The sequence below is a fragment of the uncultured Muriicola sp. genome, from assembly GCF_947258935.1.
Classification (GTDB): Bacteria; Bacteroidota; Bacteroidia; order Flavobacteriales; family Flavobacteriaceae; genus Muriicola.
In genome coordinates this window covers 1-15443 of sequence record NZ_CAMYKH010000004.1, presented here as the reverse complement: position 1 = coordinate 15443, position 15443 = coordinate 1, and the positions used below count along the sequence as shown (strand labels likewise).

Annotated in this window: 14 protein-coding genes; 8 read left to right on the top strand and 6 right to left on the bottom strand. The window is 41.0% G+C overall.

Annotated elements, in window-relative coordinates; translation table 11 throughout:
- Positions 1–13 precede the first annotated feature (13 nt).
- The 3 genes from Q0X72_RS00960 (at position 14) to Q0X72_RS00950 (ending at position 4305) form a co-directional block, all read left to right on the top strand.
- Positions 14–184 carry a hypothetical protein gene (locus tag Q0X72_RS00960; protein ID WP_297760706.1) on the top strand — a complete coding sequence of 57 codons (171 nt, stop codon included), beginning with the start codon at positions 14–16 and terminating at the stop codon, positions 182–184.
- 527 nt (positions 185–711) lie between these two features.
- Positions 712–1698 carry a ribonucleotide-diphosphate reductase subunit beta gene (locus Q0X72_RS00955; protein ID WP_297760704.1) on the top strand — a complete coding sequence of 329 codons (987 nt, stop codon included), beginning with the start codon at positions 712–714 and terminating at the stop codon, positions 1696–1698.
- A 120-nt stretch (positions 1699–1818) separates the two neighbouring features.
- The gene (locus Q0X72_RS00950) at positions 1819–4305 is read left to right on the top strand and encodes a ribonucleoside-diphosphate reductase subunit alpha (RefSeq protein WP_297760701.1); all 2487 of its coding nucleotides are present in this window, start codon (positions 1819–1821) and stop codon (positions 4303–4305) included.
- A gap of 327 nt (positions 4306–4632) precedes the next feature.
- Here Q0X72_RS00950 and Q0X72_RS00945 read toward each other — a convergent pair whose 3' ends face one another.
- From Q0X72_RS00945 to Q0X72_RS00930, 4 genes are all read right to left on the bottom strand, one after another.
- Entirely contained in the window at positions 4633–4995 is a 363-nt protein-coding gene (locus Q0X72_RS00945; protein WP_297760698.1) for a VOC family protein, read from the bottom strand.
- A gap of 61 nt (positions 4996–5056) precedes the next feature.
- Positions 5057–5977, bottom strand: coding sequence for a TIM barrel protein (locus Q0X72_RS00940; protein WP_297760695.1), 921 nt, complete (start codon positions 5975–5977; stop codon positions 5057–5059).
- A gap of 9 nt (positions 5978–5986) precedes the next feature.
- A complete protein-coding gene (locus tag Q0X72_RS00935) occupies positions 5987–6634 on the bottom strand; it encodes a gluconate 2-dehydrogenase subunit 3 family protein (RefSeq protein WP_297760693.1) in 648 nt (215 codons plus the stop codon).
- Positions 6634–8352 (bottom strand): GMC family oxidoreductase, encoded by a 1719-nt coding sequence (locus Q0X72_RS00930; protein WP_297760690.1) that lies wholly within the window; start codon positions 8350–8352, stop codon positions 6634–6636. Before Q0X72_RS00930 ends, Q0X72_RS00935 begins: the two co-directional genes overlap by 1 nt.
- A 199-nt stretch (positions 8353–8551) precedes the next feature.
- Between Q0X72_RS00930 and Q0X72_RS00925 the strand changes: the two genes are divergently transcribed.
- Genes Q0X72_RS00925 through Q0X72_RS00910 form a run of 4 tightly spaced genes read left to right on the top strand, consistent with a single transcriptional unit; the run spans position 8552 to position 12407 of the window.
- Positions 8552–9553 carry a sugar phosphate isomerase/epimerase gene (locus Q0X72_RS00925; protein ID WP_297760687.1) on the top strand — a complete coding sequence of 334 codons (1002 nt, stop codon included), beginning with the start codon at positions 8552–8554 and terminating at the stop codon, positions 9551–9553.
- Positions 9554–9568: 15 nt separating this feature from the next.
- Positions 9569–10012, top strand: a complete 444-nt coding sequence (locus Q0X72_RS00920; protein WP_297760684.1) for a DinB family protein — start codon at positions 9569–9571, stop codon at positions 10010–10012.
- An 18-nt stretch (positions 10013–10030) separates the two neighbouring features.
- Entirely contained in the window at positions 10031–11260 is a 1230-nt protein-coding gene (locus Q0X72_RS00915; protein WP_297760680.1) for a nucleoside permease, read from the top strand.
- Positions 11261–11270: 10 nt separating this feature from the next.
- A complete protein-coding gene (locus Q0X72_RS00910) occupies positions 11271–12407 on the top strand; it encodes a Gfo/Idh/MocA family oxidoreductase (protein WP_297760677.1) in 1137 nt (378 codons plus the stop codon).
- An 11-nt stretch (positions 12408–12418) separates the two neighbouring features.
- On the opposite strand, the gene Q0X72_RS00905 is transcribed toward Q0X72_RS00910, so the two are convergent.
- Both Q0X72_RS00905 and Q0X72_RS00900 read right to left on the bottom strand, forming a co-directional pair.
- The gene (locus tag Q0X72_RS00905) at positions 12419–12886 is read right to left on the bottom strand and encodes an ASCH domain-containing protein (RefSeq protein ID WP_297760674.1); all 468 of its coding nucleotides are present in this window, start codon (positions 12884–12886) and stop codon (positions 12419–12421) included.
- A gap of 11 nt (positions 12887–12897) precedes the next feature.
- Entirely contained in the window at positions 12898–14616 is a 1719-nt protein-coding gene (locus Q0X72_RS00900) for a GMC family oxidoreductase (protein ID WP_297760671.1), read from the bottom strand.
- Positions 14617–14751: 135 nt separating this feature from the next.
- On the opposite strand from Q0X72_RS00900, the gene Q0X72_RS00895 reads away from it, so the two are divergent.
- On the top strand, positions 14752–15443 hold a 692-nt coding region (locus Q0X72_RS00895; protein ID WP_297760668.1), incomplete at its 3' end, for a sugar phosphate isomerase/epimerase.

Sequence of the window (15443 nt, the reverse complement as noted above, 5' to 3'; positions counted from 1 at the left end):
AATTACCCCCACAATGAGAAAATGTGTTCTTTTATTTATTTTATTAGTGTTCGTACTTATCATTGCGTCCATTACAGAAAACAGGGATAGGGCAGCAGCCAATGAAAAGGTTGCAATGGAGATTAATGATACTGAGTCATTGCTTCAGGAAAGTACTGCTCTGAGCAACGATCTTCCCAAGTAAAACAAAACCACTTCAGGTTTTTATTTTTATCTGTACATGTCTCACTCTTGTACAGAAATACTTCGTTTGTTTTTTTCTCAATTTTCGATCTGGCAACATAGTTAATATGTTCTCCATTGACTTTTTATCAATGAAGATCTGTTCTTTCTTTAAGATTTTGTATGAATTGCTATTAAATGAAACAGACAACAGATCTTTAAAAGAAATGCATGGACCTATTCCTATTAATCCCCATAGACAGTACGTTGCAAGAGAGGTTTGTGCTACAACAAAAACTAGCATATTCTAATATACTTTTTGGTCTATTCTTTAACTGTTGAAGTTGTTAAAAAAATTTATACAGGATAACAGTTGTACATAAGGGTAACAAACATAGCAGGCGAGCCTAGATTTCAACATGCTGTGTTAAAAACTTTGAGCCTGTTATCATGAAACAGACTTTACAATTTAATAACATTTTCTAATCTTTGTTAGTCCCAGCTCGATCCACTTTTTTACTCAAAAACTAACACTAATAAGAACAAGAAATGTCAAAACTCTTAGAACCAATCCTAGAAGAAAATGAAGATAGATTTGTAATTTTTCCAATTAAGCATCATGATCTTTGGGAATGGTATAAGAAATGTGAAGCCTGTTTTTGGACCGCTGAGGAAATAGATCTTCATCAGGATCTAGCCGATTGGAATAATAAACTAAATGGTGATGAGAAGTATTTCATTAAGCACATTTTAGCATTTTTTGCAGCTTCAGACGGGATAGTTAATGAGAACCTTGCAGAAAATTTTGTAAACGAAGTACAGTATTCAGAAGCTAAATTCTTCTATGGCTTTCAGATCATGATGGAAAACATCCATTCTGAGACATATTCCCTCTTGATAGATACTTACGTTAAAGATGAAAAGGAAAAGAATATGCTATTTAAAGCTATTGAAAATTTCCCGGCTATCAAGAAAAAAGCAGATTGGGCACTAAAATGGATAGATTCTCCCAGCTTTGCCGAGCGTCTTATTGCATTTGCAGCCGTTGAAGGGATATTTTTCTCCGGAGCATTTTGTTCCATATTCTGGTTAAAGAAAAGAGGGCTTATGCCTGGACTTACCTTCTCTAACGAATTAATTTCGAGAGATGAAGGCATGCATTGCGATTACGCTGTGCATCTTCACACTAAGCATTTAGTCAATAAAGTATCAAAAGAACGCATTACCGAGATTCTTGTAGATGCCTTGAATATAGAACGCGAATTCATCACAGAATCCTTACCAGCAAGTCTTATTGGGATGAACGCCAAGTTAATGACCCAATATCTGGAGTTTGTAACAGACAGGCTCCTGGTAGAACTCGAATGTGAAAAGGTATTTAACGCTACCAACCCATTTGATTTTATGGATATGATCTCTCTTCAGGGGAAAACGAACTTCTTTGAAAAACGCGTATCCGAATATCAAAAAGCCGGTGTCTTAAATAAAGAACAAGATTCGGATTCTCAAAAGATCAGCTTCGACGCTGACTTTTAATTGAACCGTTCATAAAAACCCTGAGTAACCCGGGTTTTTTTGTGGCTTATTTTAAAAATGTTGAGTTTTTCACAAAGGACTTAAACCAACCATATATTCTAATTTAATATTTGTAGAAACATGTTTGTAGTAAAAAGAGACGGCAGAAAAGAGCTAATGATGTTTGACAAGATCACGGCCCGTGTACGTAAATTGTGTTATGGCCTTAATGACCTTGTAGATCCGGTTAAAGTGGCCATGCGGGTTATTGAGGGCCTGTATGATGGGGTAACCACATCAGAACTAGATAATTTGGCTGCTGAGATTTCGGCCACCTTAACAACAGCACATCCAGATTACGCTAAACTCGCTGCGCGTATCTCTGTCTCCAACTTACACAAGAATACTAAAAAGTCGTTCTCCGAAACCATGAAGGACTTACACGAATACGTGAATCCCAGAACGGGGAAAAAGGCCCCCTTGTTGTCTGATGAGGTATTTAAAGTTATTTCAGAAAATGCAGAGGTTCTAGATTCTACCATCATTTACAACCGCGATTTTGGGTATGATTATTTCGGTTTTAAAACCTTGGAAAGATCCTATCTCCTAAAGTTAAATGGGAAGATCGCTGAAAGACCTCAACATATGCTTATGCGGGTTTCTATTGGCATCCATTTGAATGATCTGGAGTCAGCTATGGAGACTTACGAGCTTATGTCCAAAAAATATTTTACACATGCTACGCCCACCTTGTTTAATTCAGGTACCCCAAAACCTCAGATGTCTTCCTGCTTCTTACTGGCAATGAAAGACGATAGTATTGACGGCATTTATGATACCCTAAAAAATACGGCTAAAATATCACAGTCTGCGGGAGGAATAGGCTTGTCTATTCACAATGTAAGAGCTACAGGCTCATACATTGCGGGCACCAATGGCACCTCCAATGGAATTGTTCCAATGCTTCAGGTTTTCAATGATACTGCGCGGTATGTAGATCAGGGCGGTGGAAAGAGAAAAGGCAGCTTTGCAATTTATATAGAACCATGGCATGCAGACATTTTCGAATTCCTGGAGTTGAAAAAGAACCATGGAAAGGAAGAAATGCGTGCACGCGACCTTTTCTATGCCATGTGGATCCCGGATCTGTTTATGAAACGAGTAGAGGCCGATGGGGATTGGACCCTTATGTGTCCTAATGAATGCCCCGGATTGTTTACTACCCACAGTGAGGAATTTGAGGAATTATACACTCGATATGAGGCCGAAAGCAAAGGAAGAAAAACAATCAGAGCCAGAGAGCTTTGGGAAAAGATCCTTGAATCACAGATAGAAACTGGCACGCCTTATATGTTATATAAGGACGCGGCTAACCGTAAGAGCAACCAAAAGAATCTGGGAACCATCAGATCTTCCAACTTATGTACGGAGATCATGGAATACACTTCCCCGGATGAAGTGGCTGTATGCAACCTGGCTTCCATTGCTTTGCCAATGTTTATTAAGAATGGAAGTTTTGATCACAAAGAACTATTCCGTGTTACCAAAAGAGTAACTAAAAACCTGAACAAGGTCATAGACCGAAATTACTATCCTATTAAGGAAGCAGAAAATTCTAACATGCGTCACAGACCCATAGGCTTGGGCGTACAAGGGTTAGCAGATGCATTTATCTTGCTTAGACTACCTTTTACAAGTGATGAGGCAAGAAAGCTCAATCAGGAGATCTTTGAAACGCTGTACTTCGCTGCCGTAACAGCATCTATGGAAGCGTCTAAAGAAGAGGGACCCTATACTACCTTCAAGGGATCTCCTATTTCCGAAGGGAAGTTTCAGCACAACCTCTGGGGAATTAAGGACGAGGAATTATCCGGCCGTTGGGACTGGGACAAACTTCGTAAAAATGTAAAAAAACACGGAGTTCGAAATTCCCTTTTGGTAGCCCCTATGCCTACTGCTTCTACCTCACAGATCCTGGGGAATAATGAGTGTTTTGAACCTTATACCTCCAATATTTATACGAGAAGGGTGCTTTCCGGTGAATTTATAGTGGTAAACAAACACCTGCTGGAAGACCTTGTTGAATTAGGCTTGTGGAATGAAAATTTAAAGCAAGAATTGATGCGGGCCAACGGTTCTGTACAGAATATCAAGGGAATCCCGGAAGACATTAAGGAGTTGTATAAAACAGTCTGGGAGTTGAGCATGAAAGACATCATTGACATGTCTAGACAGCGGGGGTATTTTATAGACCAGAGCCAGTCATTGAACTTGTTTATGGAGAATGCCAATTACTCTAAACTTACTTCCATGCATTTCTACGCCTGGAAAAGCGGTTTAAAAACGGGCATGTACTATCTCAGGACCAAAGCGGCTGTAGATGCCATTAAATTTACCCTGGACAACACAAAGAAAAAAGAAGTTCCGGTAAGTATTGCGGCTGAAGCTGAGGTAATGGCGGCAACAACACCAGATCCGAAGGCTGCTGAAGCACTACAGGTACAAACAACGCCTGTTCAAAAGGAAGAAGCAGATGTAACCCCCTTGTCACCGGAAGAAATGAAAGCTTTAATAGCCCAGGCTAAAGCCGGTGAAGCAGATGACGATTGTCTGATGTGTGGATCTTAAGATATAATGCACTGAATGATAAATGAACGAAACCAACTTATGTCTTAGGTAAAGACTAGTGTTTATTAAAAGATGCCTCGGAAACGCTGATCCCCAATAATAGCGTATATCCGGGGTATTTTGTTTTATGTAAAAATTGAATGAGGGAAGTTTATTTATCAAAATAAGGCTTTATGGCCTTGTGAGATATCACCATGAGGGCGATATAAATAAGAAGAAGTAGGAAGTAATAATCCATGCCCGTAAAGTGAATACCTTTTCATATATACGCATCAAAAGTTATTTTTGGATGAGGAGATTGTAAAAGAATAGCCAATTTTATACACATCATTTGGTTATAGGCTGGCCAAAAGTAAGTAAGTTATGATCCGGATCCAGAATTGAAAACTCCTTTTGACCCCAAGGTTTTTCTTCTAAATATCCATTGGGATGAATGCGAATATTATTATCCAAAAAGGATTTATAAACTAGATCAATATTAGTTGTTCGTATATATACTTGCCCGTAATTCTCTTTTGGTTTTAGTTCTTCAAACCTAAAAAGATGAATTTCAATTTGATCTTTTTGTATCATCAAATAATCATCGTATTCTGTATTTCCAACCACTTTAAATCCCAATTTGTTTATGTAGTAATCATAGGTAACTTTTTTGCTACGCATAGGTAATTTTGGGTTTATAGAAGTGAGCATGCTATATGTTTAGTTATTGTTATGCATTGTTGGCTGGGGCTGTAACTTTTTATATGTCTATTCAGGGCTTTGGATCAACCAATTTATAGGCTTGGATCACGGCCTCTTCTCCGGGAATTCCGGCCATGGAATTTCCGTGCTCCATCCCAAGGATTCCTGTAAAACCTTTGGTATTAATAAATTTCAGGACATTTTGGTAATTTATTTCACCGGTGGTAGGTTCATTTCTCCCGGGGTTGTCTCCTAATTGAAAATAGGCGATCTCATCCCAGCATGCTTCTATGTTGGGAATTAAATTGCCTTCCTGTATTTGTTGATGGTAGATGTCGAACAAAATTTTACAGGAGGGGGATGCCACAGCTTTACAGATCTCATAGGCTTGCGGACTTTCCGTTAAGAACAGACCCGGATGGTTCCTAAAATTTAGCGGTTCAAGAACCATGACCAGTCCATGTGGCTCCAGAATAGCTGCCGCTTGTTTCAATGATTCAACTACATGGACGGTTTGATATCCCATTCCAAGTTTAAGATCTCTATGGCCGGGTACTACCGTCATCCATTTTGCTCCTACTCTTTTAGCAACCTCCACGGCCTTTCTTATATATTCCAGGAATTCTGCTCGTTTTTCTTTGTTGCCCGATGCCAGATTGGGGGAATCCCAATAGATCTTGTGTGCAACAAATACTCCCATTTCCAGACTCCTATCTTTCATGACCTTTGCCATAGCCACTTGCATATCTACAGGCCTATCCATCATTCCGTTGTCCTCAAAAGCGGCAAAGCCCTGATCTGCCATAAAGTTGAGTTGGGCAATAGGGTCGTCCCCGGCACTTTCACGGAACATGCCAATATGCGGAGCATATTTTAATTGAAAATGGTATTTAGGTTTTTCTTTAGGGATCTGACCAAAGACAGAAAACCCTGTCATGGACAGGGTGCTGGTGGCCAATGCCGATTTTAAAATAAAACTTCTTCTTTTCAAAGGCTTAAATTAAAGGGACCAATCCTTACCTCCGGTAAGTTCGTTAAGGTCCCCACATCCTATATATTCCCCTGGTACTGGTAGGTATGCCAACACATTTTCCCCTACATATTCAGAGGTTTTATATCCCCAGATAGTCATATCGCGCAAATTCTTAGTAAAAGAGTATCTCATGACCTCGTCAGGGACAGCGTCATTTTCTCCCTTGGCAGCGGCCGAAGTATTTTTGATCATCAGTTCCATATTTTCAATTTCCTCTTCTTCTGTTACTTGCAAGGCTGCTGCCAGAACGGGTTCCAGGTCTTCAGAAGTTAATTCCTCGGATTTCTCCTTTCCGGATTCCGTTAGGGCCTTTTTAATGAACTTATTAAGAGACAATTTTGTCATATCCTGCATAATCTCTTCCACGATCTCATTTGTAAATCTATCAATGAATACATGAACATTGACTTCAGAAGCAGAAGGGGTATCTGTTTTTGGTAGAATGATATCTACCAGCTTAATAAGAACATTTCCTTCTTCTTTCGTAAAAAAGTCGGGGGTCCAGTCTTCCGTTTTTACTTCATTACATCCCTGGACAAGCGATAATAATGTAGGGGTGGCTATCGTATAACCCAGTGCCAATCCCATATTTTTTAATGCTATTCTTCTATCCATTACAGTAGTCCTTTTTTAAGTTGTTCAGCGGCATGGTTGGCAGCGCGGGCCGTAAATGCCATATAGGTCAATGATGGGTTTACGCAAGCAGCGGAGGTCATAAAGGCACCATCGGTGACATATACATTCTTTACTGCATGAACCTGGTTATATCCGTTGAGCACGGATGTTTTAGGGTCGCGTCCCATTCTGGCTGTCCCCATTTCGTGAATCCCCAAACCAAGGGCTCCTGGTCTGTCAAAGGTCTCAACATCTCTTAATCCTGCTTTTGTAAGCATTTCATAGGCCTGTTCTTTCATATCTTCCCGCATCTTCCACTCATTTTCCTTAAACTCGGCATCGAAGGTAACTGTTGGCAGACCCCAACCATCTAATTTGTCATAATCTAAGGTCATCCTGTTGTCCTCGTACGGAAGAACTTCACCAAAACCACTCATTCCGAAGGTCCAACCTCCTGGCTTAAGGATAGCCTCTTTCAGGTCTTTTCCATGAGACAATTCCGAAACTACATCTTCCCAGTTACCCCGGCTTCCACTGCCCTGATAACCATAACCTCGTTTAAAAGCTTTTGTATTAGAATTTCCGCCTATATTACGGAAGCGTGGCACATAGATACCGTTGGGCTTTCTTCCTTTATAAAACTTATCCTCATACCCATCATATTTTCCGGCAGCACCAACCCCCAGATGATGATCCATTATATTCCTTCCCAGCTGATCCGAGTCATTGCCCATACCATTTGGGAATCGGTCAGACTTAGATTGCATTAGTATGGATGAAGAGGCGATTGCAGAAGCACATAGGAATATTACCCTGGCCTTAAATTCAAAAGTCTCTTTAGTAACCCTATCAATAACCTTTACCCCGCTTGCCTTTTTTGTGTCCGGATCATACATTACCTCATGCACTATTGAATCCGGTCTCAGGGTCATATTTCCCGTGGCCTCGGCAGCAGGAAGGGTTGAGGAGTTACTACTGAAATAGGCACCAAAAGGACACCCTCTGATACACCTGTTCCTAAACTGACATTTTGATCTGCCGTCTCCTTCAAATTTTTTAGAACTATTAATATGAGCAACACGCCCGGCGGTAATTACCCGGCCACCAAAATTCTCGGCTACCTTCTCCCGAACATGTTGTTCTATGCAATTGAGCTCCATCATAGGTTCGAAAACACTATCCGGCAATTGTGGAAGACCTAAGGTTTCTCCAGATATCCCAACGTATGTTTCAACTTTGGTATACCAGGGCGCAATATCTTTATATCTAACCGGCCAGTCTACGGCTATTCCTTCTTTTTTGTTGGCTTCGAAGTCCAGATCGCTCCAGCGATAGCTATGACGGCCCCATAGTAAAGACCTTCCGCCAACGTGGTATCCACGCATCCAGTCGAATCGTTTTGTTTCATTGTACGGATGTTCCAGATCATTGACGAACCAAAAATTATGTGGTGATCGTACAGTATAGCCTGTACGAGCTTGTTTGAATTGCTTTGCCGCTTCTTCTTTGGGTAATTCCCCATTATTGGGAAAGTCCCAGGTATCCATATTCGCGGTAGGATAATCCTCGCGGTGCTTTACCATTCTTCCGCGTTCCAGCACAAGTGTTTTAAGACCATTTTCGCAGAGCTCCTTGGCGGCCCAGCCCCCACTAATACCTGTGCCAACAACAATGGCATCGTACGAATCTTGCTCTTCATTGTAATAAAATTTACTCATGTAAGTATATTGTTTGTCGGCTAAATGTATTAATTATAAAATTAATTTTCTACATTTAAACGGCCTAATTCTTACCGAATCCCTTCTAAACTTTAGCTTTTTTTAGATTATAAAAATAAAGTGTCAATTTTTAATACAGATATACTATTTTCCATATTCAAAGAAATAAGAACAAATAGACTATTTAAAAAATATTAATATGAAAAGAAGAAATTTTGTAAAGAATTCAACCGCAGCTGGAATAGGTCTGTCCGTTTTGGGGATCTACAGCTGCAGACAAGCTAAAAAAGAAGGAACCGATGAAACAGGAATGGAAGACATGGAGGAGGTTATGGAACCCTTTTTTAAATTATCTCTTGCCCAATGGTCTGTACATAGGATGATAAGGAATGGTGAAATGGACCCTTATGCATTTGCTTCCAAGGCAAAGGAATGGGGCTTTACCGGGCTCGAATACGTTAGTCAACTATACGATAAAGAATTAAAAGAAAGTAATTATAGCGCCGAAGCAATGGCTGCCTTTGTAGATAAGTCGAATGCAGAAGCTGAGAAACACGAGATGCAAAACGTGCTGATCATGATAGATGGGCAAGGAGACCTTGCGACTTCAGATGCTGAAGCACGGAAAAAGGCTGCGGAGAACCATTTTAAATGGGTAGATGCCGCCAAGGCCATGGGTTGCCATGCTATTAGAGTTAACCTGGCAGGAAGTACGGAACCTGAGGCCTGGATCCCTAATTCTGTAGATGGTCTAAGCCAATTAGCTGCCTATGCCAAAGAGAAGAATATAAATATACTGGTAGAAAATCACGGAGGCCTGTCATCTAATGCAGCTATGCTCACAGAAGTGATGACCAAAGTTGGAATGGATAATTGTGGCACCTTACCAGATTTCGGAAATTTCTGTATCCGCAGGAACGATCCTGCAGATTCTTCCAAAGGATGTGCCGAAATCTATGATGCGTATAAAGGAGTGGAGGAACTTATGCCCTTTGCAATGGCTGTTAGTGCTAAGAGCCACAATTTTGATGAAGAAGGAAATGAAACCGATATAGATTATACCCAAATGTTGCAAATTGTAAAAGATGCGGGGTATACGGGATTTATTGGCGTTGAATACGAAGGAGATGAGTTAGGAGAGGCAGAAGGAATCATGGCGACAAAAGCCCTGATGCTAAAGTCTGCGGCTGAAATTACTTAAAGTAGAAACACAACTATGGAAGAATTCTTTAATGAGCTCTTTGATTATAACTTTTTTTGTAACAAGCAACTTATAGAAGCCTGTACACAATTAGATAAAGTGCCTGAGAAAAGCACTAAACTTTTTAGCCATATCCTAAATGCACATCATATATGGAATGCGAGGATCGCAGGTACTCCTGCTACCCTTGCTGTGTGGCAGGAGCATGCTGTAAAGAGCTGGGAAGATATCCATTATGAGAATCAGCGTACCACCTTTGAGATCATTACCGGTACTGATGACTATGAGGAAAGAATTGACTATGAAAATTCTGAGGGTCGCCTTTTCATAAACACTAAACAAGATATGTTATTCCATATCATCAATCATTCAACACATCACAGGGCACAGATCCTGGCAGACTTTAGGGATCATGGAATAGAACCGATCTCGCTCGACTATGTTTTTTACAAACGCTAATTAATTAAACAAGACAGCATGAACTCAAAAATTAAAATACAGTTGTCCTTTATGATGTTCCTAGAATTTTTTATTTGGGGAGGATGGTTTGTTACCCTGGGCACATTTTTAGGAGATAACCTAAAAGCAAGTGGAGGGGAAATAGCCATGGCCTTTTCAACACAATCCTGGGGGGCTATCATTGCTCCATTTGTGATAGGACTAATTGCCGACCGCTATTTTAATGCAGAAAGAATTCTTGGGGTTTTACATCTCGTAGGTGCTGTACTTATGTATCAAATGTATAATTCGGTAGATTTCACAGGATTCTATCCCTATGTACTTGGGTATATGATCATTTATATGCCAACACTGGCTTTAGTGAATTCTATCTCTTTTAATCAAATGAAAGATCCGGCGAAGGAGTTTGCATTAGTCCGTGTTTTTGGAACCATAGGATGGATCGTTGCCGGACTTATTATTAGCTATGTCTTCCTTTGGGATTCTTCGGAAGCCAGGGGCGAAGGGATGCTAAAGAATACCTTTTTAATGGTAGCAATTGCCTCGGCAGTATTGGGTCTTTTTAGTTTTACTTTACCCAAAACACCACCCACAGCTGTTAAGGAAGAGAAAGTTAGTATTTCTACCATATTGGGGTTAGATGCACTTAAATTACTAAAAGACAGAAACTTTTTGATCTTCTTTATATCGTCTGTTCTCATTTGTATTCCACTGGCTTTTTACTACCAAAATGCCAACCCGTTCTTATCGGAAATAGGGATGACCAATCCTACTGGAAAAATGACCATAGGTCAGGCTTCAGAGGTCTTGTTTATGTTGTTACTCCCCTTCTTTTTTAAACGATTTGGTTTTAAGTTAACCATCATTGCCGGGATGCTGGCCTGGACAGTTAGGTATCTGCTTTTTGCCTACGGTAATGCAGGCGACCTGGCCTTTATGCTGATCCTTGGAATAGCTTTGCATGGGATATGCTATGATTTCTTCTTTGTATCAGGACAGATCTATACAGATTCTAAAGCAGGTGAAAAATTTAAAAGTGCGGCACAGGGCCTAATTACACTGGCCACTTATGGTTTTGGTATGCTCATAGGTTTTTGGGTAGCAGGAAAGATCTCAGATATGTACCTCGTTTCAGAAAATGTGCACGACTGGGTCAATATTTGGACCTTCCCTGCCATTTTTGCCTTTGTAGTAATGCTGCTTTTTGCTATCTTTTTCAAAAATGAAGTAATAGAATATAAAAAATAAAAAGACAAGAATGCCAAAAAAAATAAGACTAGGAATATTAGGTGGTGGAGGCGATTCCCTTATTGGGGTGTTGCACCGGGTTGCCTCTTTTATAAATGATAACTACGCAATTACAGGTGCCGTTTTTAATGCCAACTATGACGAAAACATTGCGTTTGCCAAAGAAATTGACGTTCCAACAGATCGGATCTACAAAGATTTTGACACCTTGGTAGAAGAGGAATTAAAACTTCCCAAGGATAAACGTATACAGGTATGTGCCATTCTTACACCTAATTTCCTTCACTTTCCAATGGCAAAGAAGCTTTTAGACAATGGCTTTCATGTTATTTGTGAGAAACCCATGACTACCACTTATGAGGAAGCCAAAATACTCAGGGAGGCCCATAAAAAGGCCGGTACTGTCTTTGCTGTTACCCATACGTATACCGGCTATCCCATGGTACGACAAATGCGGGAAATGATTAAGGCCGGAGAATTAGGAAGGATCCATAAAGTAGATGCCCGCTACTATCAGGGGTGGATAAACCCGATCATTCATGATAAAGCAAAGCGTTCTACCGTGTGGCGATTAGATCCCAAGAAAGCCGGGATAAGCTCCTGTATGGGAGATATAGGGGTACACGCTTTTAACCTGGTTGAGTATACTACCGGTTTAAAGATAAAGTCCTTACTATGCGATTTTAATTATCTCTATTCGGACAACCAAATGGATGTAGACGGCACAGCATTGATACGCATGGGCGACCATGTAAAAGGGGTCATTAGAGCCAGTCAGGTAGCTACGGGAGAAGAGAATGGTCTGGCTATTCGTATTTACGGCGAGAAATTTGGTCTGCTATGGGAGCAGGAAAATCCCAATTACATCTATAAGATCAGTGATACCGAAGCTATGCAGGTATATAAACCAGGGCATGCTTATAACTCTAAATTATCACTGGAAGGCACTAAACTTCCACCCGGGCATCCTGAGGGGATCTTTGACTCTATGGCCAATATTTATTTAGGTGTGGCTAAGGCTATCCGTGGGGAAGCTTACAATGATGGGGAATTCCCTACTATGACAGATGGCGTACGCGGACTCAATTTTATTGAAGCTACTGTTGCCTCGCATAAAGGGGGTAATGTCTGGATAAAATTAGACTAGTCTTAGGAAGTTTATTTCCGTTCAAAGACCTTTTCGAACACCTCGCATACAATGATCATGCTTTCACGCGGCACCCTGCCATAGGTCTCTAATTCCCTTGTGTAATAGTCCCAATGGGTCTTTTTCCAATAATCCAGAGATTTATCTCCTTCCCCTTCTAACTTGGCATAAGATCCACGAATGCTAAAAAAGGGTTTTAATTTAACGGCAACAGTGCGTACTATACATTTGGCATTTCCGTTCCAATCTGTAATGATGGTGAAATCACCAATTTTCGGTAATGGTTCTTTTCTGTATTGCAAGCCTAATAAAGAATGTGAAGTAGCTCTTTTAATTCCTTTTAGAACCAATTTGAGACAGGTATTGGCATCTTTTTCATTATCACAAAAATGGGTTACCGACGGATCTTCGGCAAATGCGTATTCCAGATGCTTGTCTAAAAAATCGCCCCATAAGTTTCTTGCTGATGCATTTTTCATAATCTAGTAGGTTAAGAGAAAGTTCCTTTTTTAAATTGAGACACGGCATGGTTTGCCGCTCTGGCTGTAAAGGCCATATAGGTTAGTGACGGATTTACACAACTGGCAGAGGTCATAAAAGCACCGTCTGTAATATAGATATTAGGAACCGCATGTACCTGGTTGTCCTTATTGACCACTGACGTACGAGGATTCCAACCCATCCTTGCTCCCCCCATCTCGTGTATCCCAAGTCCGGGTCCTGTTTCATTCTCATAGGTTGTAATGTTCCTGAATCCTGCAGCTTCAAACATTAGAACAATTTGACGTAGTATGTCTTCCCGCATTTTGTATTCATTGTCTTTAAATTCAACATCAAAATCAAGTTGAGGTAGGCCCCATTGATCTATTTCAGTTTTGCTAAGGGTTACTCTGTTATCTTCATATGGGAGCATTTCTCCAAATCCGGTGACACCTATTTGCCAGGGACCTGGTTTCAGAATATTCTCCTTTAGTTCTTTACCATACTGCATTTCAGCCACAGAAACTGCCCAGTCTCCACGGCTGGCTCCTCCCTGGTAGCCAAAGCCACGCAGGTATTCTCTTTTTCTGGTATTATTGTCCAGATTAACAAACCTGGGGATATAAAAACCATTGGGTCTTCTGCCTTTGTAAAATTTATCCAGGTATCCTTCAACAGAAGCGGTTGCTCCTAATTGGTAGTGATGGTCCATGATATTTCTACCTACCTGGTCATAATCATTCCCGATCCCATTCGGGAAGCGTTCTGATTTAGATTGTAGCAAGATGCCGACACTGGCCATGGCGGAGGCACACAAGAAGATCACCTTTGCATAGAACTCAAATCTTTCATGTGTTTCCGTATCAATGATCCGTACTCCGGTAGCTTTTTTGGTGGTATCATCATAGATCACTTCGTAAACTATGGAGTTAGGTCTCAGTGTTAAATTACCGGTGCGTTCTGCGGCTGGCAGGGTAGAAGAATTACTACTAAAGTATCCTCCGAAAGGGCAGCCTCGCCAACAACGATTTCTGTACTGACAGGCTGTTCTGCCTTCAACTTGTGCATTGGTATCTGTGATATGGGCTACACGTCCTATAGTTAAAACACGATCGTCATCAAATTTTTCAGCCATCGCTGTCTTAAGGTCTTCTTCCGGACAAGTTAGGTCCATTGGGGGTTGAAACTGCCCATCCGGTAATTGCTTTAGGCCCAATTTTTCTCCGCTAACTCCAATATAGGTTTCCACTTTATCATACCAGGGGGCGAGGTCCGGATAGCGCACCGGCCAATCTACAGCAATCCCTTCTTTGAGGTTTGCCTCAAAATCAATATCGCTCCAACGATAACTCTGTCTTCCCCAGGTAAGAGATCGGCCGCCTACCTGATAGCCGCGTATCCAATCGAATCGCTTGGTTTCCTGATATGGATGTTCAAGATCGTTTACAAAAAAGTGTTTTACGTCTTCTTTTGGAGCCCAACCAACACGAGATTGTTTGGGATAATTCTTTCTTTCCTCCCTACTAAGTTCATTGTTATTGGGTAGGTCCCAGGGGTCCATATTCATAGTAGGATAGTCCTCACCATGCTTTACCATCCTGCCTCTCTCCAGTACTAATGTTTTTAAACCACCCTCACATAACTCCTTGGCAGCCCATCCTCCGGTGATCCCGGTACCAACCACAATGGCATCAAAGTGCTTTTCCACAATGACCTGTGTATTCTTCATTTAATTCTGTGGTATTTCCTATATTTATGACATTCCCAAAAGGGGTGGTCCTGGTTCATTCTATCTAATAAATATAGGACTTAATTCTGAAAGGGACTAAATTGACTATTTCAATAATTCCGTAATACTTTCTCCATGAAAACAATAAAAGGACCCGCGGTTTTCCTAGCACAGTTTGTAGATAGCAAGGCACCCTTCAACTCTCTGGACGGCATGTGCAAATGGGCGGCCGACCTGGGATATAAAGGTATTCAGATCCCTACCTGGGAACATTTTTTAATAGATCTGGACAAGGCTGCTGATAGCCAGGACTATTGCGATGAACTAAAGGGGAAGATCAATTCGTACGGCTTAGAGATCACAGAGCTTTCTACCCATTTACAGGGACAGTTAGTGGCAGTACACCCGGCATATGATCTTATGTTCGATAATTTTGCGCCAGACCGCGTGAAGAACAATCCTAAAGCACGTACAGAATGGGCTATTGATGTTGTAAAGAAGGCCGGGACGGCTAGCAGACGACTTGGAATAAAGGCCCATGCAACCTTTTCCGGGGCCTTATTATGGCATACCTGGCACCCATGGCCTCAACGCCCCCCGGGTTTGGTAGAGATGGGGTTTCAGGAATTAGCCAAACGATGGCTTCCTATTCTGGATCATTATGATAAGGAAGGGGTAGATGTCTGTTATGAGATCCATCCTGGAGAAGACCTTCATGATGGTGATACTTTTGAACGATTTCTGGAAGCAACAGGGAATCATAAACGAGTGAATATCCTATATGATCCCAGTCATTTTGTATTGCAACAATTAGATTATATAACCTA

Bases quoted from the DNA above. Each gene is read 5' to 3' on its own strand.
- Q0X72_RS00960 (WP_297760706.1), top strand. From the start codon at position 14: ATGAGAAAATGTGTTCTTTTATTTATTTTATTAGTGTTCGTACTTATC.
- Q0X72_RS00920 (WP_297760684.1), top strand. From the start codon at position 9,569: ATGGAAGAATTCTTTAATGAGCTCTTTGATTATAACTTTTTTTGTAAC.
- Q0X72_RS00915 (WP_297760680.1), top strand. From the start codon at position 10,031: ATGAACTCAAAAATTAAAATACAGTTGTCCTTTATGATGTTCCTAGAA.
- Q0X72_RS00955 (WP_297760704.1), top strand. From the start codon at position 712: ATGTCAAAACTCTTAGAACCAATCCTAGAAGAAAATGAAGATAGATTT.
- Q0X72_RS00900 (WP_297760671.1), bottom strand. From the start codon at position 14,616: ATGAAGAATACACAGGTCATTGTGGAAAAGCACTTTGATGCCATTGTG.
- Q0X72_RS00930 (WP_297760690.1), bottom strand. From the start codon at position 8,352: ATGAGTAAATTTTATTACAATGAAGAGCAAGATTCGTACGATGCCATT.
- Q0X72_RS00950 (WP_297760701.1), top strand. From the start codon at position 1,819: ATGTTTGTAGTAAAAAGAGACGGCAGAAAAGAGCTAATGATGTTTGAC.
- Q0X72_RS00910 (WP_297760677.1), top strand. From the start codon at position 11,271: ATGCCAAAAAAAATAAGACTAGGAATATTAGGTGGTGGAGGCGATTCC.
- Q0X72_RS00935 (WP_297760693.1), bottom strand. From the start codon at position 6,634: ATGGATAGAAGAATAGCATTAAAAAATATGGGATTGGCACTGGGTTAT.
- Q0X72_RS00945 (WP_297760698.1), bottom strand. From the start codon at position 4,995: ATGCTCACTTCTATAAACCCAAAATTACCTATGCGTAGCAAAAAAGTT.
- Q0X72_RS00905 (WP_297760674.1), bottom strand. From the start codon at position 12,886: ATGAAAAATGCATCAGCAAGAAACTTATGGGGCGATTTTTTAGACAAG.
- Q0X72_RS00925 (WP_297760687.1), top strand. From the start codon at position 8,552: ATGAAAAGAAGAAATTTTGTAAAGAATTCAACCGCAGCTGGAATAGGT.